This window comes from Parabacteroides vesiculifaciens, from assembly GCF_049860805.1.
Taxonomy (GTDB): domain Bacteria; phylum Bacteroidota; class Bacteroidia; order Bacteroidales; family Tannerellaceae; genus Parabacteroides.
The window spans coordinates 5,078,332-5,101,547 of sequence record NZ_CP187555.1 but is presented as its reverse complement, the minus strand read 5'-3'; the positions used below and the strand labels follow the sequence as shown (position 1 = coordinate 5,101,547).

The window sequence follows — 23,216 nt, the reverse complement described above, 5'->3', positions numbered from 1 at the left end:
ATATTCAATCTTTCCCCCAATCCGAAGGTTTTGCGCCCATTTGGAGGATAAGATTTCCGCCGGCCGCCAGATCGGCGTGCATCAGGTAGCATTTATCGTACTTCTTCCCGTTCAAGGTCGCACTCTGGATATAGATATTCTCCGGACTGTTATCACGTGCTTCGATCACAAAAGAGCCGCCCGTCGCATAGGCAGGATCCAAGCGGAACTCCACCCGGTCGAATACCGGACTGGTGATCTCATAGCGGCCATCGCCCGGGCATACCGGATGTATGCCGGCAGCAGCCAGCACATACCAGGCGGACATCTGCCCGACATCTTCGTTTCCCACTAAGCCGGTCACTTTGTTGTGATAAGCGTTCCGGCAAATGTCGCGTGTCCATTTCTGGGTAAGCGAAGGCACTCCCAACCGGTTAAACAGGAAAGGCACATGATGGACCGGCTCGTTGGCATGGTTATAATAGTCATTCCAGAGATAGTCGCCCGGTGTTTTCTCAAACATGTCCGTCAGGTCGGCCAACACCTTTTCACGGCCACCCATCAGGCGGACCATCCCCTCGATATCGTGCGGTACGAACCACCCTTGTTGGTAAGGATTGGATTCCACGCAACCAAAGCCCTCTTGCAAACGCCCCTTTTCGGGCAAAGAAGAAAAAACACCTTTCTCATCACGCGGACGGAACCACCCCGATTCAGAGTCGAAGATGGTCGCATACGACAGGGCACGCTTGTCAAAATACGCCCGGTCGCTCTCTTTCCCCAACCACCCGGCCAAACGGGCCATGCACCAATCCGTATAGTCATATTCCAACGTGCAGGAAATATTGCCGGGCGTATAACCGTCTGCATTATTGCCAAAGCGCCGGGAAGTGTTCAAGGCATAGCGGTACGCTTTCTCCACGTCATAACCCCGAATGCCTTTCTGGAAAGCATCGCACAAAACCGAAATGGCGGGATTGCCTACCATGCAACCGGAGTAAGCATTCAAGAGCTCCCACCGTTCGAGATATTCATTGCCACTCTGGTCGGCTATCTCCACAAGCGAGTTGACAAGATCGTTCACCATCTCCGGGTTGATGATGGTTTGAAGAGGCATCTGGCTACGAAAGACATCCCAGCCGCTAAAGATCGTCCGCTTACGGAACTTGCCGGTCTGATGGATCTTTTTATCCGCTCCGGTGTACTCGCCGTTGATGTCGCTACAAAGGCGCGGATCAATCAACGTATGATAAAGAGCCGTATAGAAAATTCTCTTCTCCTCGTCGGTTCCTCCCTCGATAGAGACTTTCGCCAACTCGTCATTCCAAAGACGGGCACACTCGGCGTATGTCCGGTCAAAATCGAAGCCTTTCATCTCCGCCGCCAAATTCTCCTCCGCGTTCTTCAAACTGGTATAGGAGATGCCGCTCTTTAACAAGATCTCCTCATCGGGTTGGGTTTCAAAGTTGGCGTAAAAACCCAAATGCTTGCCTTCAAATGCCGAAACAGAAGGGTGGATGGCGGCTTCACGGATCGCCTCGCGGTACCGCTCGCTACAAACATCTTCACGCTTACGTTTCCAATCGTCCGGAATATCGGCAGACCAAACGCCATGACTGGAAAAAGGTTTGGAAAATTGGGCATAGAAATAGACCGTATAGTCGGCCTTGCCGTCTCCGTTTCCCCAACCGCCTCCATCAGGTGTGCATTGCATCCAACCTTTGATGGTATGGTCGTTCACAACTTCTATGCTTTGAAGTGTCGATGTCCCACCTACCCGGCGTGCCAGATCGACCTGTATACGAGCCTCCTTGCTCTCCGGGAAGGTGAAACGAAGCATCCCGCTATGGGGCAAAGCGGTCGCTTCCGCCTGAATCTTATAATCGGAAAGAAAAACAGAATAATAGCCGGCCGAAGCCTTTTCGGTCGATTTGTCGTATCGGGAACGATATCCTTCTTCCGGCTTGTCTTCCGTTCCGGCGAATGTATGCAAATTCCCGATCGTCGGCATCACCAGGAAATTACCCAAATCGCCGTACCAGCCGATACCGGACATTTGTGTAAACGCGAATCCTTCGATCGTCGTATGTTCATAACTATAGCCGGGACCGTTATCGCCTCCGGTAATCGTGTTGGGGCTGACCTGCACCATGCCGAAAGGGGCGGTCGCTCCGGGGAACGTCTTTCCAAGCCCATGACTGGCACCCGCCAACTCTGTATTCGTTGAAGCTCCCACAAACGGGTTTACATAAGAGGACAGAAGGCGCTCGTCTGCTTCTGCTTCCTTCTCCACCGTATGGCAGGAAAACAAAGAAAGGGACAAGGATAGTCCCAACAAAGATAGTCTACTATTCATCATTATCAGATTAAAAAAGGCTACATCAAAAGTCGTTATCTGTCATTCCGGATCAAATCCGCCACGACAAGAAACTTTTGAGGCAGCCTCGTTTTACAAAGCTTACAAAGTTCACAAAGCCAATTCCTTCAATATGCCATCCGTCGCTCCGGCATTGCCTTTCACAAACTGGCCGGCACTCTCGCCGGAAGCCTTCAAGACCTCGGCGTAGGTCAACAACTCGTCCATCTTGCCCACGAACTCATCTTTCGATGCGACCGAGAATCCTCCGCCCACCTTGATCAAGTCACGGGCCTCCTTGAACTTCTGGAACCGGGGGCCGAACAACACCGGAATACCATAAACCGCCGCCTCCAGCGTATTATGGATGCCGGCTCCGAAACCACCTCCGATATAGGCAATCGTCCCATACCGGTAGATGGAAGACAACAAGCCGAAGCTATCCACGATCAGGCAGTCTTTCCCTTCAAGCAGACTATTATCCTGCATCACTTCGGACAGGCGGACAAACGGGCGTTTCAGCAACGACTCGATATACATCAGATGCTCCCGGTGAATCTCGTGCGGGGCGATGATCAGCTTCATCTCCGGATGTTCATTGAAATAAGGGATCAGGATTTCTTCGTCCTGCGGCCAGGAACTCCCGGCGATCAAGGTCACCCCTCTTTCTTCTGCCCGCCGGTTTAAACCGACGGCAAATCGTTCGACTTCCGGTATATCACGCGCTTGATTGCGGACGTCCAACACCCGGTCGAAACGGGTATCGCCGAAGACCGTCACATTATGGATTCCGTATTTTCCAAGCAACTCCTTCGAGCGGTCGTCCTGCACGAACAGATGCGTAAAGCAGTGCAGCATCTTCCGGTAAGGAGCTCCGAACCATTGGAAAAACAACTGGTCAGGACGGAAAATCGCCGAAATGATATAGACCGGGATTCCCCGTTTCTTCAACTCATGCAAATAGTTTCCCCAGAACTCATACTTGATGAAAACCACCACCGCCGGATTCGCCAGATTCAGGAACTTCTTTACCCGGTAAGGCGTATCGAAAGGCAGATAGCAGATAACATCCGCCCCGTTATAGTTTTTCCGCACTTCATAGCCTGAGGGAGAAAAGAAAGTAAGCAATATCTTATATCCCGGATATTGTGCCTTGATCTTTTCGATCATGGGACGTCCCTGCTCAAACTCTCCCAACGAAGAAGCATGAAACCAGATGTACTTCGCATTCCGGTCTATCTTCTCACGCAATATGCTATTCGTCTTCCACTGGCCGAAACGCATCAGACGCGCCTTCCGGTGGAAAGGAGAAATCAGGGCGACAATAAAGGCATAAAAATGTATGAGTAAGCTGTACATGGTAAAACAATTTATGATTTATGATTTATGATTTATCATCGATACATAAATCATAAATCATAAATCTGAAATCATAATTTCTCTATCGCTCTCTGGATGCGGCGGATAGATTCTTCCTTACCCAGGGCTTCCGTTATGTCGAAGATATGCGGACCTTTGCCTTCGCCGACAAGGGCCAGGCGGGTTGCATTCATTATATTTCCCAAATGGTAGCCTTTGCTTTCGATCCAGGCTTTTACCTCTTCTTCCGTACCCTCGATATCGAACGGCTCACGCGCACGAAGCACTTCGATCAGTTCGGCAAGCTGGGCGGCACTGTCTTCTTTCCAACGTTTTTTACGCGTCTTTTCGTCATATTCAGTCGGAGCGATGAAGAAGAACGAGCAGAGATCCCACAAGTCCTTGATAAAGGTGGCACGGTCTTTCATCATAGCTACGACCTTCTCCACGTATGCCGGATCGGCTTTCACACCGTGGCTTTCGAGGATCGGCATAAAGAGGGCGGCTGCTTCCTTATTGTCCATAGCCTGGATATAATGATGGTTGAACCATTTTCCCTTTTCATAATCGAACTTGGCACCGCTCTTGCTACAACGGCTCAGATCGAAATATCTGATCAGTTCGTCCATGCTCATCACCTCCTGGTCATTGCCCGGATTCCATCCTAACAGAGCCAGGAAGTTAACAACCGCTTCGGGCAGATAACCGCTCTCGCGATAGCCTGAAGACACCTCGCCGCTCTTCGGGTCATGCCATTCCAGCGGGAACACGGGGAAGCCCAGGCGGTCGCCGTCGCGCTTGCTCAGCTTGCCGTTTCCTTCCGGCTTCAAGAGCAGTGCCAAATGTGCGAATTGAGGCATCGTATCCGCCCAACCGAAATAACGATACAGCAATACGTGAAGCGGGGCGCTCGGCAACCATTCTTCACCACGGATCACATGCGTCACTTCCATCAAATGGTCGTCCACGATATTGGCTAAGTGGTAAGTGGGCAGCTGGTCGGCCGATTTATATAAGACTTTATCATCCAGGATAGAAGAGTTGATAATCACTTCGCCACGGATCAGATCGTTCACATGGATATTTTCATCCGGTTCGATCTTAACACGGACCACATACTGCTTACCGGCATCGATCAGGGATTTCACCTCTTCTTCGGAAAGAGTCAGCGAATTGCGCATCTGCATACGGGTGGAGGCGTCATACTGGAAATTGGGGATTTCCTTTCGTTTGGCTTCCAGCTCTTCGGGTGTGTCGAATGCGATATAAGCGTGGCCGGCATCTAACAACTGATCGACATACTTCTTGTAAATCTCCCTGCGTTCACTCTGACGGTAAGGACCGTACTCACCTCCGAAGCCGACACCTTCGTCGAACTTGATTCCCAACCAGGTAAGCGCTTCTATAATATAGGCTTCCGCTCCGGGAACGAAACGTTGCGAGTCGGTATCTTCAATACGGAGAATCAGATCTCCACCATTCTGTTTGGCAAACAAATAATTGTATAAAGCTGTACGAACACCTCCGATATGCAAGGCTCCTGTAGGACTCGGTGCAAACCGGACTCTAACTTTCCTTTGAGTCATAATTTTCTATTTTATAACTTTTCGCCGGGGGATTAATCCCTCGGCGAAAAAATCTTTATTATGTTTGAATTATCTATTACCGGGGAATTAATCCCCCGACGATGCGGCAAAAGTAGCCCTTTTTTTTCTCTTAGTAAACTTTTTTATGTACATTTCGCCTTTCAATCAAGGAATGAGAGATTTTTACATTAATATAGCGCCCGTCCTGTCTGCACGCATTTGCCTGCCGACATATGTCGGCAGGCCTGTCGACAATCGTCAGCAGGTTTGTCGACAATCGTCAGCAGGCTTGTCGACAATTGTCGGCAGGCAATCAGGTGCTGATAAAAAACATATTACTTATGAAGGTAAAGAACTATAGTATACATCCGAGCGTCTATTTCATTGTGGCGGCTTTGCTGATCGCTTACTTCTTCCCGCGGGAAGGGAAGTTCCGTTACCAGTTCTACGAAGGTAAGCCCTGGCGATACGGCCTGCTCACCGCCCCGAGCGACTTCCCGATCTACAAGACAGATGCGGAAGTACAGGCCGAACGCGATAGCGCCCTCAAGAAGTTCGAGCCTTATTACCGGCTGGATGCCTCAATCGAATCCAAAGAGATAGACAAGCTCCGCGCCGGCTATCGCAACACGCTGAAAGACCGGGCAACCCCGGCCTATATGCAATATATCGAAAACAGCTTGCAAAAGCTATACCGCGACGGTATCATTTCCACCCAGGATATGGACGAACTCAAAAAAGAAGAATATCCCCGTATCAACCTGCTTGCGGGTAACGTCGCGCAACATCACTATAGTAGCGAGTTCTTTACGGTCAAGACGGCATACGAGTTTATCATCAACAATTGCCCCTCCTATCTGGATAAGTCGATACTGCAATCCTGCGATATCAATAACTATTTGGTAGAGAATGTCACATACGACAAAGCGATGTCGGACAAAGTCAGGGAAGATATCTTGAACAGCGTCCCGTTGGCTAACGGCATGATACAGGCAGGTGAACGCATCGTCGACCGGGGCGAGATCATCGACAACCACACTTATAACGTGCTCCGCTCTCTTAAGATCGTACATGAAACCAAGTCCGGCGGCGCCCAGCGGCAAAGCATCATCTTAGGAGGCCAGTTCGTGCTGGTATTCGGGATTCTTTTCTGCTTCTGGTTGTACCTGTGGTCTTTCCGGTTAAAGATCCTGCATAACAGGAAAAATGCGCTCTTCCTCGTCTTATGCGTATTCGTAAGTTGTATTCTGACGGAGCTTTGCGTGACATACGGGTTGTTCAATGTCTATATCCTTCCGTTCGCCATTGTGCCGATCGTGGTGCGCACGTTCTTCGACTCGCGCACGGCTTTGTTCACACACCTGGTCATCGTGCTGATCTGCTCGCTGATGGTTCCTTTCCCGCACGAGTTCCTGTTGCTCCAGGTGATTGCCGGCATGGTCGTGACATTCAGCCTGAGGGATCTATATGAACGCTCGCAACTGATCCGTTGCGCCTTCTTCATCTTCATGTCGTACGCGCTCTGCTACATCAGCCTGTCCATTTACCAGGAAGCGGACTTCAAGAAGATCAACTGGATGATGATGCTCTATTTCGGCATCAACTTTATCCTGCTGATGTTTACATACATATTAGTATATATGCTGGAGAAGACGTTCGGCTATGTGTCCAGTATCACATTGGTCGAACTCTCCAATATCAACACTCCGATCCTGAAAAGGCTGTCCGAAACATCTCCGGGCACCTTCCAGCACTCCCTTCAAATGTCGATCTTAGCGTCTGAAGCGGCCGCGGCCATCGGAGCAAACGCGCAACTGGTGCGTACAGGCGCCATGTACCACGATATCGGGAAGATGGCGAACCCGGCATTCTTCACCGAAAACCAGAGCAGCATCAACCCGCATAGCCAGCTCACATACGACCAAAGTGCCAAGATCATCATCAACCACGTGAACGACGGCATAAAGATTGCAGAAAAGGCGATGTTGCCCAAAGCGATTACCGACTTTATCCGCACCCATCACGGACGCGGGAAAGCCAAATATTTCTACAACTCCTTCAAGAACCAATATCCCGACCGGGAGATAGACGAAGAGATCTTCACGTATCCCGGCCCGAACCCGTTCTCGAAAGAGACAGCCGTCCTGATGATGGCCGACTCGGTCGAAGCGGCCTCCCGTAGCCTGAAAGAACATACGGAAGAAAACATACGCGCATTGGTCGACAAGATCATCGACGGGCAGATCGCCGACGGGTTGATGCGAAACGCCCCGCTGACGTTCAAGGATGTGGAAACGATCAAGAATGTGTTTGTGGAGAAACTAAAGATCATGTATCATACGCGGATCAGCTATCCGGATTTGAAGAAATAAACAATCCTTTACCCTGACATCAGAGTGATCTCTTATCTTACAAAATCAGGAGAAGAGGTAATGCTTGCCAACAGCCCCGCACAAGCATCCTCCAAGAGGTCGAGGACCAGTTCGAAACCTTCTGCCCCGCTATAGTAGGGGTCGGGGACATAGTCATATAGTTTGCTCCGGGAATACTCCGTCATTTGATGTATCTTTTCCACGGATTCCAAATCCGGAGCTTTCCGTTTGAGGTCGTCTATGTTGCGGTTGTCCATGCCGATGATCAGGTCGAAATCGAAAAAGTCTTCCGTACATACCGGGCGGGAAATCGAATCCAACTTATATCCCCTGCGGGCAGCATGCGAGCGCATACGCGGATCGGCCTTTTCCCCTTCATGATAGCCTATTATCCCGGCAGAATCGACCTTGATCCGTCCGTCTAATCCCGCATCATGAACCAACTTCTTCATCACGGCCTCGGCCGACGGCGACCGGCAAATATTCCCCAGACACACAAACAACACTTTATATTCTTTCTTCTTTTCCATCATTTCTATTTTCAATTTTCAATTCCTAAGCCGGATCCACATCGTAATGCACAATCAACTGCTTAAACGGCAGATAACGTTGCATCTCGGCATGCACGGACTCCAATATCTCGCGCACCGGAGCGATCGCGGCGGCAATCTCTATCTTTAAAACTATTTTCCGGATATGAAGGGTTTGCACACGCGTTATCGGCGGAGTGACCGGCCCCAACACACGTTCACCCAGACGACGGCGGAGGTTTTCGGCATATAAAGCCGATAACTCCTGCAAAACAGAATCATTCCGGCTACGCAAGACAATCACGATCAGGCGATAGTAAGGCGGATAACGGAACATGCTCCGCTCACCCAATTGAAGACGCACCATATCCTTATAAGCGAAACGCTCCACCATCCGGATCAGAGGATGATCGGGCCCCGATGTCTGCAAAACAACCGTTCCCCGCTTATCCCGTCTTCCTGCACGTCCGCCGACCTGCACCATAAGCTGAAAGGCCCGTTCATGGGCACGGAAATCCGGGAAGTTCATCAGGCTGTCCGCATTCAGGATACCGACCACACTGACGTTCCCGAAATCCAAACCTTTCGATAACATCTGGGTTCCGATCAATATCTGCGTTTTGCCTTTCTCGAAGTCGGCTATAATACGCTCGTATGCCGTACGGGTACGGGCGGTATCGAAATCCAAACGTTCGACCTTGGCTGAGGGGAAAAGAGTTGCAATCTCCTCCTCCACCATCTCGGTTCCGAACCCCATCGTACGAAGTTCAGGACTCTGACATTCCGGGCATTGGTGAGGCAACTGGATTTTATAGCCGCAATAGTGGCATACCAGTTCGTTACGGAACTTATGATACGTCAGGCTGACATCGCAATTGACGCAATGGGGAACCCAACCGCAGCTCTTGCACTCGATCACCGGAGCGAATCCCCGTCGGTTCTGGAACAGGATCGCCTGCTCTCCCTTTCCCAACGCTTCGTTGATCTTTTCGACCAAGACCGGCGAAAAGAGCGTATCTTTCATGATCTTCTTACGCCTCAACTCCTTGATATCGACCGTCAGCATTTCCGGCATCAGCTGGTCGCCATAACGGGTGGCCAGTTCCACCAGGCCGTATTTGCCGGTAGTGGCATTAAAATAAGAATCGATAGAGGGAGTGGCAGAGCCCAACAACGTTTTAGCCCCATGCATGCTTGCCAGCACCAACGCCGCATTCCGGGCATGATAGCGCGGAGCCGGGTCCTGCTGCTTATAGGTATTCTCATGCTCCTCGTCTATAATAATCAAGCCTAAATCTTTGAACGGCAAAAACAGGGAAGAGCGGACACCTAATACCAGCATCGGTTCGCCCGTATGCAACAAGCGGTTCCAGACTTCCACCCGCTCGTTATCTGAAAATTTGGAATGATAGACCAGCAGCTTATCGCCGAACAACTTGGCAAGCCGTTCCGTGATTTGGGTGGTAATGGCGATCTCGGGCAACAAGTACAAAACCTGGCGGCCCATCTTCAGCACCTCGTCGATCAGGCGCATGTAGACTTCCGTCTTCCCGCTCGAAGTAACGCCATGTAACAAGCAGACTTCTTTCTCCCGGAACACCTCATGTATCTCCCCATAGGCCTTCTCCTGTGCCGGACTTAAAGGGTTAAGAGGTTGCAGGCGGCATACCTGGACCTGCAATCGTCCCACCTCTTTCTCATAACTTTCGAGCACACCCCGTTTCAGCAAACCGTCCAATATGGCAGGAGAACAACCGCTGCTCTCCAGCAATTCCTTCTTCGACAATTCGCGTGCCAGTGCCGGATTAAGCGCATGACTGAGTTCCAGGAAGCAGATCAGCAGGTGTTCCTGCTTCTTAGCCCGCTTGAGGTCGTCAAATACGGATTGCAGAGACGCACGGCCGTGCGTCTCTGCATCCTTATATGTTTCGGCAAGACGGATAAAGGTCTGCATCTTCGGCACAAAACCCCGTTTCATCTCCTCGCTCACCTCGACCGCACCTTTTGCCATCAGGGAGGCGACAACGGGCACGACATTCCGCAATCCGGTTTTCTTTTCCAGTTCGGAGACCGTCAGTTTCAGGACACCGGTAAAGGCATCCAGCACGGCCTGTTCATTCGGCCTCAAAGGACCGTCGGCTTCGAACTCTTCATTATAGGTAACGGCCGTTTCGCTCTCCAGCTTCAGACCGGAAGGCAAAGCCGCCTTATAAACATCTCCCAGTTTACACAGGTAATAGGATGCAATCCACTTCCAAAAACGAAGTTGCGGACGACGGAGCACAGGCGTGGCATCCAGTAAGGCGTAAATCTCCTTCGTCTCATACTGGCTATCGCCCCCACGCTCGTGCACATCCATGACGATAGCGGTATAGTAACGCTTCTTTCCGAAGTGGACGATCACCCGGCAACCGGGTGTCACCGTCTGTTCCAGATCGGGCGGTATGCTATAGGTATAGCTGTTCTCCAACGGAAGCGGGAGTATGACGTCTGCGTACTTCATTCTTATTCTGTTTATATAATAAACCTATTGTTCTTCGCGATGCCAAAAGTAACAAAAAAGGCCGGACTCTTAAAGCCCGGCCTCCGTTTATCTGATCACGAATCTTCTTTATTCCTTTTTAGAACAGGATGGCGGCCGTAACAGACCAACCGCGATTCTTACCGTTTAATTCGAACTTGGATGCGCTATAATCATCCGTCAAACCGAGAGCATAGTTAAAACCGACCTGCAAATGTTTGATCAGTTCCACACCGGCACCCAAGTTCAAACCGGCATTGAAACTCTTTGCCTTCAACTGGTCTCCGACCGATCCCGGAATATCCCAGAACTTATCGCCTCCCACACGGAAACCGACATACGGACCGGCAGCCAGATAGCCTTTGACAATCGGCAAGCCGAATTTCCATTTTAGGTTGACCGGCACATCTATATAGTCATTCTTAATGTCTTTCTCGCTCTTCACGCCTATCCCTTTTTGCGAGTACAGGATAGCCGCATCAAAGCCCACTCCCATCACCGGAGCCATCACCTCCACCATCGGACCGATATTAAATCCAGTCACATTATCCTTTCCGACAATGTCCTTGTTGAAATGGACAGACGAAATATTCAAACCGCCTTTTATACCGAACTTAATCTGGGATTTCGCAGGCACGGCAATCAACGCCATTACTGCCAACAATATAAGCCCTACAATCTTCTTCATACTTTTTCTTTAATTAGTTAATACGAATTACAAATAAACGCACTTTTCCAATAATAAACAAATATCACCGCCTAAGTGTTGCCGCCCGTAAAAGGAAAGCATGAACCGGGGGCGGAGCTCATCCCGCACACAGGTTCATGCCTCTTTTCCTAATTATTATGGCAAAATAATTAAAAACAAGAACAATAGGCTACGGGAAACGGAGATTAAGAAAGGCAAAAGCCTGCGGCTTCACTGTTCTCTTCCGGCCTTTCCTCGAAGCCGTCGAAAATATATGCGTTGCAGGTCTTCTGACTTACTTCCGGTATGAGCGCCTTCCCAACTTTTCGTCAGTGGCATAAAAGAATTGCCCAATCCGTCTATGAAGCTTACAGCAGCGGGACTGTCCGGGATTTACACCCGATTCCCTTTTAATCCTTTTCCGCAGATTGCGAAGCAGGAACAATGCATGGGACAAATATAAAGATATTTTCCATATATTTCCCATCTTCTTATAGAAAAATAAAGCTATTACCGACTTTCGTTTTTTCCGCTAAGCCTTGCGGTAAGCCTCGACGGCCTCCTGAACGGAGCCGTACATCAGCAGCAAATGGCGGGACTGGTCATAGGGAAGGCCCAATTCTTCGGCGACCATACGGGTTCCACGGTCTATAAGTTTCTGATTGGTGAGTTGCATATTGACCATCCGGTTTCCTTTTACCCGTCCAAGCCGGATCATGACGGAAGTGGAGATCATGTTCAGGATCATTTTCTGTCCCGTACCGGATTTCATACGGGAACTGCCGGTGACGAACTCCGGGCCGACAATCATTTCGATTGCCACATCGGCCTCCGCCGCCATCGGCGAGTCGGGATTGCTGGTGATCGAGGCGGTCAGGATGCCCTGTTCGCGTGCTTTGCGGAGGGCGCCGGTCACATAGGGAGTCGTCCCGGAAGCTGCAATGCCGATCACGGTATCTTTCGTATTGATCTGGTGCTCCAACAATTCTTGCCAGCCGCGTTCCTCATCGTCTTCGGCATTCTCCACCGGATTGCGTAGGGCGGTATCGCCACCGGCTATCAAGCCGATAATCAGAGAGGAAGGCATCCCGAACGTCGGGGGGATTTCAGAAGCGTCCAAAACCCCCAAGCGTCCGCTGGTTCCGGCTCCCAGATAAAAGATACGTCCGCCCTGCTTCATCCGGGGTACGATCTGCAGAACCAATTCTTCTATTTTGGGGATCGTCTTCCGGACGGCCAACGCCACCTTCTGATCTTCCGTATTGATATCTTCGAGCAGCTCCCGGACGGATTTCCGTTCCAGGTCGTTATAGCGGGAATCCTGTTCTGTTATCTTGATGAATGACATAGCTTATTACGATTTGCAGGTGCAAAGCTACTAAAAAATATCACATTCATATATTCGTAAACTTCAGGCAGACCGGCTTGCTTACCCGGATGTTTTTTCCCGTATCTTTCAATAAGCCGCTTTGCTTGTCTATTTCATACACTTGCACGACATTGCTGTCCCGGCAGGCGCAAAGCAGGAACTTGCCGTTGGGAGTGATAATGAAATTACGCGGATGGATGCCGGTTAGCTGATAGCCGGCTTTCGTCAGTTGCCCGTCTGCCTGATCGATAGAGAAAATCGCGATGCCGTCGCCTTTCAGACGGTTGGAGGCATACAGGAAACGGCCGTCCGGCGTGATGTGTATATCGCCGCTACCGGAGACGTGCAAGGTGTCGGCTTCGATAAACTGGACCGGGGTCAGGTTGCCCTTGTCGTAATTCATAACAGCGACGCGTCCCGAAAGCTCGCTGATCAGGTAAGCCCATTTCCCGTTCGGGTGGAAAACCGTATGGCGGGGTCCTTCTCCTGCCGGCAGGCCAAAGGATGCCGGCGTGCCTTCCCGGAGGCTCAAGCCCTCACCGGAAGCGATGATTTCGTATTTATAGATTCGGTCTGTTCCCAGGTCATTGGCATACAAATAGTTCCCATCCGGCGAGGTGTAGACGCAATGCAGGTGCGGGACTGCCTGGCGTTCGGACCCCGGCGTGCCTCCTTCATACGCATATACTTTTGCCGGTTGCAGAGTGCCATCGGCCGAGATCGGGAAAACACTGATGCTCCCGCCGTTATAATTGGCCGTGGCAGCCATCCGGCATTTACTGTCCACCCAGATATAGCAGGGAGCGCTCCCGTCCGTCTTCTGCTCGTTCATCAGAGAAAGCGTTCCGGTGCTTTTGTCAAACGAATAGGCGCATACCTTTGCATCCGGCACGGCCGTTTCACTTACCGAATAAACAAACTTGCCATCCTGGCTCACGGCTAAATAAGAGGGGTCCTGAATACCCGACAGGCTCTTCACCGGCACAGCCGTCCCTTTCTCCACATCGAACCGATACAGATTGATACCCGGCTCCGACGCATCGGCATACGATCCGACAAACAAAAACAATTCACTCTCCTTTTGCATACACGATGTTATTGCCATAATTAACAACCCAGCTAAAAAATACTTTAATATCGACATACATCAAAAATTTATTATTTATAAAATACTGTGATATCTGATCAAACCATGAACCGGACTTTGAACGACCGTACCTAAACGAAGCCCGAACTCACGGACTATATCTCTCAATATATCCTGGTAATACCAGGCAATGGAGCCTATTAGATGGACTGGATGATCCTGACGGCAATCATATTGCATGACATTGCGGGCAAAAAAACCTCGAAAACTATTGCTCACCAGGTTATAGATCGCCGGATTTTCTATATGCCGGATTAAAAAAGGAGATAAACTTGCCAGGAAACGATTCGGAAAAGGTTGTTTATAGACCTTTTCCATAATCATAGCCGGTGTCAGGCCGAACTCCGCAAAGAAAGCCTCTTGCAAGGCTACCGGCAACTGGTTCTTCAACACATCCCCTACCAGCAATTTACCAAGCACGGCGCCGCTTCCCTCATCTCCGAGGATAAAACCTAAGGGAGATATATTCCGGACGATCTCCTTCCCGTCATACAGGCAGGAATTGGAGCCGGTCCCCAAGATGCAGGCAATGCCGGGGCTATGGCCACAAAGGGCGCGGGCGGCTGCCAGCAAGTCGCTGCCTACTTCTACCCGAACGGGCAGATAACAGGTGATAGCCCTGCGTAAAACCTCATTTTTTTCGGGAAATGCACAACCGGCGCCATAAAAGTAAACGGCTTCGATAGAGTCATATTTCTTGATTTGGGGGATCAAATTGTCCCTTATTTCAGCCGAAATCTCTTCTTCCGTCTGAAAAAAAGGATTTATCCCCCGTGTTTTGATCCGGTCTATTTCCTGATTGCCGGACACAACGCTCCAGTCGGTTTTCGTAGAACCTCCATCCGCAATCAATATCATTTTCGTTCCCATACAAAACTAATATTTTTAGTTTCCTCCTTGTTTCTTCTTTTTCCCAAATTCAGGATCGATCTTCAGGCAGGCCGTGACAAGCAATGTGACTAAGCAACATCCCATCACCCACCAGAAGAAGTTTTCGTATCCGATCTGTTCCTGCAACCAGCCGGCCGCCATTCCGGGAAGCATCAGGCCTAAGGCCATGAACGCCGTACAAATGGCATAATGGGCCGTTCTATGCTCTCCATCAGAGTAATAAATCAGATATAACATATAGGCCGTAAAACCAAAACCATAGCCGAACTGTTCGATAAAAACGCAAATGTTGACGATCCACAAACTTTCGGGCAAGGCACTGCTCAAATAGATAAAGACCGCGTCGGGCAGGGAAATTGCCAACGCCATGGGCCAGATCCATTTCTTCAATCCTCCGGCCGAAGCAGCGATACCTCCCAATATTCCGCCCAAGGTCAAGCCGATCGTCCCGATCGTCCCGTAGACCCACCCGATTTCGGTCGTCGAAAGCCCCAAACCTCCCACTTCGCGTGGATCGACCAGGAAAGGCGTCACCAATTTGGCCAACTGGGCTTCCGGGAAACGGTATAACAACATGAACAGGATCGCGACAAAGGCTTGTTTCTTTTTGAAGAAGGAGGCGAAAGTTGCGAAAAACTCTTTAAAAATAGTGGAAGGAGTCACCGTTGCAGAAGGTTTATCTCCTTTCGGACATGGGAGTATATACCGGTGATACAGGAACAGAGCTAAAAACAGCCCTCCTAAAATAAAGAACGTAATAGACCAGGCAAGCGGAATTTTCCCCGTACTGTTTTCCAGGAATCCGGCAAACATGACCAACACACCCTGCCCGGCTATAATCGCAATCCGGTAAAACGTGCTACGGATGCCGACAAAGAATGCCTGTTCATGCGAATCGAGGGCCAGCATATAAAACCCATCCGCCGCAATATCATGCGTGGCGGAACTGAAAGCCAGCAACCAGAAGACGGCCAATGAAGCCTGGAAAAAAAACGCCGTCGGGATCGTAAACGCAACTCCGGCAAGCCCGCCCCCGATCAACAATTGCATAGTGACCACCCACCAGCGCTTGGTCTTCAACAAGTCCACAAAAGGACTCCAAAAAGGTTTGATCACCCAGGGCAGATTCAGCCAGCTCGTGTAAAGGGCGATATCGGTATTCGATACTCCCAGGCGCTTATACATCAGGACAGATACGATCATCACCGCAACATAAGGTATTCCCTGCGCAAAATACAGGGAAGGAACCCAGAACCAGGGGGACCGTACGGATGGTTTATCAGACAAAGGTTTAAATGGTGTCATGCTTCTTCTCTTATTTTCCGGATGAGTTCATTCTTCTCTTCCTCGGTTATACTCACCTCCTTCCAGACCTTTTCCAAATCGGCAAAGGTCACTTTCTTGAAGTCCTTTTCCAAAGGGACTACAAACAAACCGGCCATCTCGACCGTTGCCGGACTGATCAGGATATTGGCATCTCCTTCGGCATAATAGCAGGAAGGACGCAATTCTCTCCGGGGGAAGATACAAGTAATCCAAGCGTCTTCCTCCTGCCATACCAACAGGTTCATCATCGGTTCGTAATCATCCGGTTTGACCGGCATCAGATCGTAAAACAGTTCGAAGACGGCAACCGCCTCACCTTTATTTTCCGACACTAAGAAGAAACTGACCGGAAGATGACCGGAAGAAGCATAGAAACCGGTCCGTTCACTTTCCCAGACCACCTGTTTCGGGATGTTCTGCCAATTTCTCACAACCGGAAATTCTTCTTTCCTTCCTGCCTGAAAATGCAAATGGTCCGGGGCTGAAGCACCACATTTCGGGCCATTATAAAACAGGGCATATCCGGGCAAATCTGAAGTCAGGTCCAGCATATCCCCGAAATAAGGCCTTATCTGCTGTTTTTCATGCCACCGCAAAGGGACGGTCAGATGATCTTCGAAAATCGGATAAGGGTTTACCAATATCTCAAAGGCATCATTATATGTCACTCCCTTTTGTTCTTCCGGCCGGTGGCAGAAGAAACAAGGACGCGCCTGCAAAGATTCCTTGTCGATCTTTGCGGCCGAAGAACGAATCCGTTCAGGGTTGAACTGAAGAACCGTTGTCCTGTAATCATCCTGGAAATAGCGCGTCTGTACATTTGCCAAAGAAGCATAATTCTCCCTTGCCAGTTTCCAATCCTGCTTTTGATAGAGAAGAAGCAAGTCTATCTGTTGTACCAAATCATTCATAAACTTCGTGTTTTCACGGTTGTCCGCGGCTTTCCCGCATCACAAATGTAGTGAAAAAAAGCCGACCACACACCTTTATCATTGGACAACCCAATTTATTCTTAGGAAAACGTATCTGCATAGGCATAAAAAAATAGCTGAGCGCGTAAGCATCCGCCCCGGTACATCATCCTTATCCAAATCAGTAGGATCCTGGGCTATAACTTCGCTTGTAAAGACTATATGTATAAAAGCAGCAAGGGTTGCCGCCTGAACCAAGCGACAACCCATCCTACCAATTTTCATAATTAAAGTTTCAAACGTGTACGTGTTTATTTGTGCCCAAAACGTGAAAGAATTCGTCTTTACATATAAACCGCCACCAGTCACCCCTTGATGTTCCCATCGGACAACGTTGCAAAGGAACGCATTTATAACCAGCCATCCTATATTTTAGACGATTATTACTTGCCGTTTTACATGTTTGAGAGCATAAGAAGCAGTGCCTTGGCCTGGTCATGGGAGGGATTACGCTTCTTTCCAGTTGAAAGGCAGCAGGCTCGAGTAGTCGTTAGCCACTGCCAGGCGTTCGTCTTTCACCCTGATGAGCGCGTCCTGCATCCATTTTTCGGGATTGACATTGTTCTCTTTGCAGCAACCGATCAGTGTGAAAAAAATGGCGGCGGCATGGGCGGCTTCGTGGGAACCTGAAAAAAGGGTATTCTTACGGTTCAGGGTTAGGGGACGGATGCTTCTTTCCACTGCGTTGGAGTCGATATGGAAGTCGGCATTAGTCACGTATAGCGATAATTGCTCCATACGGGCATAAGTGTATTGCATGGCTTTGTCCATCGGACTGCCACTTTTCACCTGCCCTATGTTACTCTTGATCCATGCCTCTATTTCCTGCAATACCGGATAAGCCTCCGCCTGGCGGTAAGCCGTTTTCGCATTTCCTTCAAGCTCTTTTTCCCTGATTTCGGATTCGGTTTTGTAAAGTTTTCCGATCAGGGAAAGTATTTCCCCCGCCCGGGGAGGATCGCTGTTCTCGGCTTCTTTGAACTTCCGGCGGGCATGTGCCCAGCAGCACAGATGCAGGTAACCGGGCAGGTCGTCAAAGATGTCGTATACCTGATAACCGTCGCTTTGGACTGCTTTCCCACCCTCCAGCAACAGCCCGATGCAACTTGCCCCCCTTCCCTTATGATACTCGAAAAAAGGGCTCTTCACCTCCGGGCAGTAGAAATTCCACATGTAGCCCTGGTGTAAGCTCCCCTTACGGTCACTTCCCTGGACTTTGTAAGGAGTTTCGTCGGCTATGACATAGCGTGAGGAACGGACTTTTTCACGTAATTCGTTGTAGATTGGTTCCAGTTCCTGGGCTGTGGACAGGCACCAGTCGCTTACCGTCGAGGCCGGCAGGTGAAGGCCGATACGCGAGAAGATATCTATTTGACGGTACAGAGGCAGGTGGTCGCCATATTTGCCCACTGCGATATGGGATAACACGCTGGCGCCTGCCTTGGCGTGGGCTATGGCTTGGACCGGCAGGGGCGCTATCAGGATACGTCCATCCGGGGTTTTGTATTTGTTGCGGATGATTTGACGGACATACACATTCTTTTCTATCTCCAGTTTTTCCGTGATTTCCTGTCCTATATGGCGACAAGACGACAAGTCCCCTGCCGGGTCCAGAATCTCCTGCCGCCGAGGAATATCCAGGGGGAAAGGCTTACGGATATTTCCTTTATGTTTCTTCTTTTTGAACCCGTCGCGATCATGCAAGTAGTTTTTCTCTTCCTTTTCTACTTCCCCACGTGCTTCTTCACGCACGGTTTCCACCGGAGCCGAGTCTACCGGCGTTTCCCAGCAGATATTCAACTGGGAGGGATCCCGGGGAAGTCTTTTTTCGCTTTTGGGACTCCAAAGGCGGCGTTTGAGGTCGTAAATCTCCCACACATACTGTTGGTTCAGGTCCAATAAGCGCTGACGTTCGAGTAGCCATTGCATCCGCTCCTCCTCTAACGCCTTGCGTCGGGCAAGCAGCGCCTGGTAATCGGCCAGCGGGACCTTGACTTCGGGGACTTTATTTGCCGTCTTTGTTTTCATCTCTTTCACGTAATAAAGATACGAATAATATTTGATATTATGGCACTGATTTATAAATATATTACTTGCTTTTACGCCTTTTTTTCGGACAATCGAGCAACCGGACGAGAGAGGTACGGTTTACCTGTTCGTAAGATTGTTTTTCAAATTGCCGGGGAAGGTCATAAGTCCCTTCCGAAAGATGGTAAAGGTAAACCCGTTCCTGGTTAGGGGACAGGTAATATACTTTAAGCTGCTTGTGTCCGCCGTTGATGAAGACATAGATTTCCCCCTCTTTCGGATAATGTCCCAAACGGCTGTTCACGATGCCGCTAAGGCACGGGATGCCGGCATGGAAATTCTTCAGGGGAAACAAATAGACACGGTCCGTTGAGGGAAGGCCATAATGCCGGTCTTCTTTACTTTTGACAAGATCGGATACGTTATAAATGCCCAAGCTCTCCGGAGAAAAGCGGTAATGGTGAATCCTGAAGCGGACCGCACCGCCCGATTGGTAACGCAGGTACTCGAAGGTTATTTCATTCAGTTCACCCGGTTCTGACAACATTGATAACAATTGGGCGTTTTCAAAGATTTCTTTTTCACGATTTTTCATCTGAGTCCTTTTTTTTGTTTTTTCGGAACAAAGATAAAGAGCACATATAATTAGAGGAGGATGTACTGGGGCGGATGCTTACCTGAGCGCCTACCAATTTTGTAATCGCTGGCACTGATTATAAAATCGCCGGCACTGATTATATAATCACTGACACTGATTTTGTAATCACTGGCACCGATTACAAAATTAGTAGGCACTAAACAGAAAATGAGTGGGATGCTCTTTGCATCTCTCCGCAACGCGACCGGATAGTCTATGCCTACAAATAATACGAAGATCGTCAAGTTTATGGATATGGAAGCAAGGACCATCCGGACGCTCAACTTCGAGCAATCCGGTCAAACGATACAAGTTGCCGGACTTTTCAGCTTTTTGCGCCATCGACCCAAAGACCAATACACCGGTCATGACGGCCTATTAGCACGATGACCCGTTCGTTGTTTATCAATTGGACGAATGAGCGTTTAAAGCGATCCGTGCCTGCAACTCCCAAGTACGGATACGGTCTTTGTAAGTATTATGTCCGTTCATCTTCACGACATCGAGCGCCGCATCCGAATTATCTTCCCAACGGCGGCAGAGGTACAGGACGTCGTAGATGCGCCCGATCTGCCAGGTGCGGGAGATACGCAAACCCAGGGCATAGTCTTCCCCATAGCTGGTATTCGGAAGATTGATCTGCCGAAGTACAGGCGTATAAAACGCACGGGGAGCGCCCAGGCCGTTAATACGAAGTGCATTGTTCCGTCCGTTTTCAGGCGTCCACTCCCGATGGTCGATTATTCCGGGCGGTATTTCATCCATCTTGAAATCGGTCATCCGGTAGGTTCCGACCACCATCGCACAATTTTGTTCGTAAAAAGCATTTACGATCTTCTGCAACGTATCCGGACCGCTATACACATCGTCGCTATCGAGCTGGACGGCAAACTTGCCGCAAGCCGGATGATGCACCCCTACGTTCCAACAACCTCCGATCCCCAGGTCGAAACGTTCCGGGATCAAATGGATCACACGTTCGTCAGACGCATATTTTCCGATCGCCTCGGAAGTCCCGTCTGTCGAATGGTTATCCACAATGATCAGGTTAAAACGGAAGGTCGTTTTCTGTGCCAGCACGGAGCGGATGGCATCTTCGATCGTACGGATGCGGTTACGGACGGGGATGATGACGGAGGCTTCCTGCTCGAAGCTACCGGCATCGAAAGCTATCGGTTCAAAGTCCGGAGCGAGATAACCGCCAACCCGTTTCAAGTAGGCGGTACAGGCTGACTCCATCTCGATCTGTACCGCCCGGTTCTTCGGATCGACATAATCGAACAACTTCTCTCCACTCCTGCGGGTATCAGACTCCACTTCCGAATATAAATATTCGTTGACATGGACCAGTTCGGACAACTCCGACACACGAAGGCGGAGGTCATACAATCCGGCGAAACGGTAATCGGCATCCATCGCTTCAACCGCCTGCCTCAAAACAGATGAACGAAAGAACAGGAGGGAGCCGAAATCAAAATCATCGCGCAGGCTTCCCTTTTGGTAGTCTATGACAGGAGCCGGTTTATAGTTCCCATCTTTTACCTGGTAACGATCCGCATAGAGCATTCCGGCATCCGTATCGCCGGCAATAGCCGACATCCGTTCCAAGGCAAACAGCCCCAGTTCGAATGCCGTACCGGCCGTATATACCAAGATATAATCCGTATCTGCATGTAAAGCGATTGTCCGGCAAGTGGCTGTACTCTTCAACGAATCCACATATAAGATCTCACCCCCTTCCACTTTGCCGCAATCCGGCACGGTAGATAAAAGGTATATGTTTTTCACCTTTTTACAGGCTCTCAATTCTTTCACGGTTTGTCCGGCACGGACAGGCGAAAGGAACGGTATGAAGCAATCGATCATTTCCATATCTTTTCAAAATCATCCATGTCACCAAAGAAATAATCCATAAGCGATTCTTCCATTTCTTCTTCTATTTTCAGTTTTTTAGACTTCAACTGGCTTTCCTTCTCAAAAAGGCTGCGTGCTTTCTCTTCATAAAAAGCGATGATCACTTTCTCACGCATTGGCAATTCTTTGATATCCTCCTTCAAGGCTGTAATCTTCTTGGTCAAGCGATTATATTCAGATTGCGCCCTGGACAACTTGGTTTTCCCTTTCGCAATAACCGGACAGATTGATTTTTCCTTCGGAGATAAATTCAAATCGGCATTCTTTGTTTTTCTTTTTTCTGTCATTTGTTCTTTATTATTTAGACTCTTACGGCCTTTTCATTATACCGATAGCAAAAATAAGGATAAAATATGAGCTTTTGCCGGAAGAGAAAAGTATCTTTGTAAGTATATCAAAAATAAAAACAAATGAAACACCAGATAATACTACTTGGAAAAGACATAACTTCGGTCTATCATGGCATAAAAGAGTTCGGAGCAGACCATATTCACCTGCTCTACACAGATGCCACCAATCATATTGAAACACCCATGTATTCCCTGCTACCCGATTCCATCCGGTGCAGTCGTTACAAAACAGAACCTTACAACGGGAATAACGTAATTGAAGTGTGTCGCCAGATCCACCAGAAGTATCAGGGCGAATTCAGATACAACCTTTCCGAAGGGACGAAGGTCATGGCATTTGCCGCTTTCACCGTTGCCAAAGAATCGGGAGCCGATGCTTTCTATCTGACACAACACGGCGAAATTGTCCATCTCAGCCGGTTCGAAAACCATCCGTTGCAAACAACACTTAATAATGACGAGATTCTCAGCCTGAGCGGAAATACCCTCACGGCCTATCACGATGCAAAGAAACTGAGCAATGAAGATGTCAAAGCCTCCATGCGCATCAAGCAATTTATCGAACAATATCCACAGGAACATGCCCGCATCCAAAAGTTCTTCAGCATTTTTTGTAAACGTCAACTCAACCGTTTGCCGACCTCCAAAATCTTTGCCAACAACTTACGGTTCAAACAAAGAAACGGTTCTATCTTAATTACTTTAAGAGAGTATGTTTTACTTCGCCTCAATCAAAACAACGCGACTCAGCTCTATTTTGAAGGGCGTTGGTGGGAAACGCTGGTTGCCAACCAGGTCCGTAACTGGAGCATGCAACGGGAAAACTCGCCTGAAGTATGGCGTAGCGTTATTTTCCAGACAAACGAGAAAGACACGCATCCGAAGAACGAGGTAGACGTATTGTTGAACAACCAACAGAAACTAATCTTCATAGAATGTAAATCCGGCAATGTCACGCAAAACGATATTTACAAGATAGATGCGGTACGGGAAACATACGGAGGCGATATTTCGCAAGCCGTACTCGCCAGCTATTATCCGGTGGAAGAGAGCTTGCGGGATAAATGTAAAGACCTTCAAATATATCTCTTCGCCCCGAACTTCCTGACTGAACGAAGTACTTATTTAAACAAAATGCCAGCCTGGTTGGACAAGCTGGCAGATGATCTTCAGTTATAAACTTATGTAAGAG

General features: G+C 49.3%; 17 protein-coding genes and 1 riboswitch. Of the genes, 2 read left to right on the top strand and 15 right to left on the bottom strand.

Translation table 11 applies throughout. The features are described from left to right. Positions 1-4: 4 nt before the first annotated feature. From ACPYIV_RS20475 to gltX, 3 genes are all read right to left on the bottom strand, one after another. On the bottom strand, positions 5-2,335 hold the full coding sequence (locus ACPYIV_RS20475; protein WP_425884862.1) for a GH92 family glycosyl hydrolase: 2,331 nt from the start codon (positions 2,333-2,335) through the stop codon (positions 5-7). Between the two features lie 111 nt (positions 2,336-2,446). After that, a complete protein-coding gene (locus tag ACPYIV_RS20470) occupies positions 2,447-3,694 on the bottom strand; it encodes a 3-deoxy-D-manno-octulosonic acid transferase (protein WP_299363336.1) in 1,248 nt (415 codons plus the stop codon). A 71-nt stretch (positions 3,695-3,765) separates the two neighbouring features. After that, positions 3,766-5,280 carry a glutamate--tRNA ligase gene (gltX, locus tag ACPYIV_RS20465; RefSeq protein WP_293732466.1) on the bottom strand — a complete coding sequence of 505 codons (1,515 nt, stop codon included), beginning with the start codon at positions 5,278-5,280 and terminating at the stop codon, positions 3,766-3,768. A gap of 341 nt (positions 5,281-5,621) precedes the next feature. Here gltX and ACPYIV_RS20460 point away from each other — a divergent pair, with 341 nt between their 5' ends. Next, positions 5,622-7,652 carry an HD family phosphohydrolase gene (locus ACPYIV_RS20460; protein ID WP_293740647.1) on the top strand — a complete coding sequence of 677 codons (2,031 nt, stop codon included), beginning with the start codon at positions 5,622-5,624 and terminating at the stop codon, positions 7,650-7,652. A gap of 32 nt (positions 7,653-7,684) precedes the next feature. Here the strand turns inward: ACPYIV_RS20460 and ACPYIV_RS20455 are convergent, their stop codons facing one another. The 12 genes from ACPYIV_RS20455 to ACPYIV_RS20400 form a co-directional block, all read right to left on the bottom strand. After that, a complete protein-coding gene (locus ACPYIV_RS20455; protein ID WP_425886539.1) occupies positions 7,685-8,182 on the bottom strand; it encodes a low molecular weight protein-tyrosine-phosphatase in 498 nt (165 codons plus the stop codon). 25 nt (positions 8,183-8,207) lie between these two features. Continuing rightward, positions 8,208-10,685, bottom strand: coding sequence for a replication restart helicase PriA (gene priA, locus ACPYIV_RS20450; protein ID WP_293732464.1), 2,478 nt, complete (start codon positions 10,683-10,685; stop codon positions 8,208-8,210). A gap of 118 nt (positions 10,686-10,803) precedes the next feature. Beyond that, entirely contained in the window at positions 10,804-11,391 is a 588-nt protein-coding gene (locus tag ACPYIV_RS20445; protein WP_293732463.1) for a porin family protein, read from the bottom strand. A gap of 263 nt (positions 11,392-11,654) precedes the next feature. Then, positions 11,655-11,853, bottom strand: a riboswitch (cobalamin riboswitch). Between the two features lie 70 nt (positions 11,854-11,923). After that, on the bottom strand, positions 11,924-12,739 hold the full coding sequence (murQ, locus tag ACPYIV_RS20440; RefSeq protein ID WP_300762066.1) for an N-acetylmuramic acid 6-phosphate etherase: 816 nt from the start codon (positions 12,737-12,739) through the stop codon (positions 11,924-11,926). 46 nt (positions 12,740-12,785) lie between these two features. After that, positions 12,786-13,904 carry a lactonase family protein gene (locus ACPYIV_RS20435; RefSeq protein ID WP_425884857.1) on the bottom strand — a complete coding sequence of 373 codons (1,119 nt, stop codon included), beginning with the start codon at positions 13,902-13,904 and terminating at the stop codon, positions 12,786-12,788. A gap of 18 nt (positions 13,905-13,922) precedes the next feature. Continuing rightward, positions 13,923-14,765, bottom strand: coding sequence for an ATPase (locus ACPYIV_RS20430; protein WP_425886538.1), 843 nt, complete (start codon positions 14,763-14,765; stop codon positions 13,923-13,925). A 27-nt stretch (positions 14,766-14,792) separates the two neighbouring features. Next, the gene (locus ACPYIV_RS20425; protein WP_293740652.1) at positions 14,793-16,103 is read right to left on the bottom strand and encodes an MFS transporter; all 1,311 of its coding nucleotides are present in this window, start codon (positions 16,101-16,103) and stop codon (positions 14,793-14,795) included. Continuing rightward, positions 16,100-17,035, bottom strand: coding sequence for a DUF4922 domain-containing protein (locus ACPYIV_RS20420; protein WP_293740653.1), 936 nt, complete (start codon positions 17,033-17,035; stop codon positions 16,100-16,102). The genes ACPYIV_RS20425 and ACPYIV_RS20420 overlap by 4 nt, the downstream gene beginning before the upstream one ends. Positions 17,036-17,542: 507 nt before the next feature. Then, positions 17,543-19,123: an IS66 family transposase gene (tnpC, locus tag ACPYIV_RS20415; protein ID WP_425883139.1), complete on the bottom strand. Its 1,581-nt coding sequence runs from the start codon at positions 19,121-19,123 to the stop codon at positions 17,543-17,545. Between the two features lie 61 nt (positions 19,124-19,184). After that, positions 19,185-19,718, bottom strand: coding sequence for an IS66 family insertion sequence element accessory protein TnpB (tnpB, locus tag ACPYIV_RS20410; protein ID WP_336527059.1), 534 nt, complete (start codon positions 19,716-19,718; stop codon positions 19,185-19,187). A gap of 447 nt (positions 19,719-20,165) precedes the next feature. Next, positions 20,166-21,632 carry a glycosyltransferase family 2 protein gene (locus ACPYIV_RS20405; RefSeq protein ID WP_293740906.1) on the bottom strand — a complete coding sequence of 489 codons (1,467 nt, stop codon included), beginning with the start codon at positions 21,630-21,632 and terminating at the stop codon, positions 20,166-20,168. After that, complete coding sequence (locus tag ACPYIV_RS20400) at positions 21,623-21,961, bottom strand: hypothetical protein (protein ID WP_425884854.1); 339 nt, start codon at positions 21,959-21,961, stop codon at positions 21,623-21,625. The genes ACPYIV_RS20405 and ACPYIV_RS20400 overlap by 10 nt, the downstream gene beginning before the upstream one ends. Before the next feature lie 123 nt (positions 21,962-22,084). Here ACPYIV_RS20400 and ACPYIV_RS20395 point away from each other — a divergent pair, with 123 nt between their 5' ends. Beyond that, positions 22,085-23,203 carry a Card1-like endonuclease domain-containing protein gene (locus ACPYIV_RS20395; protein ID WP_425884852.1) on the top strand — a complete coding sequence of 373 codons (1,119 nt, stop codon included), beginning with the start codon at positions 22,085-22,087 and terminating at the stop codon, positions 23,201-23,203. Positions 23,204-23,216 lie beyond the last annotated feature (13 nt).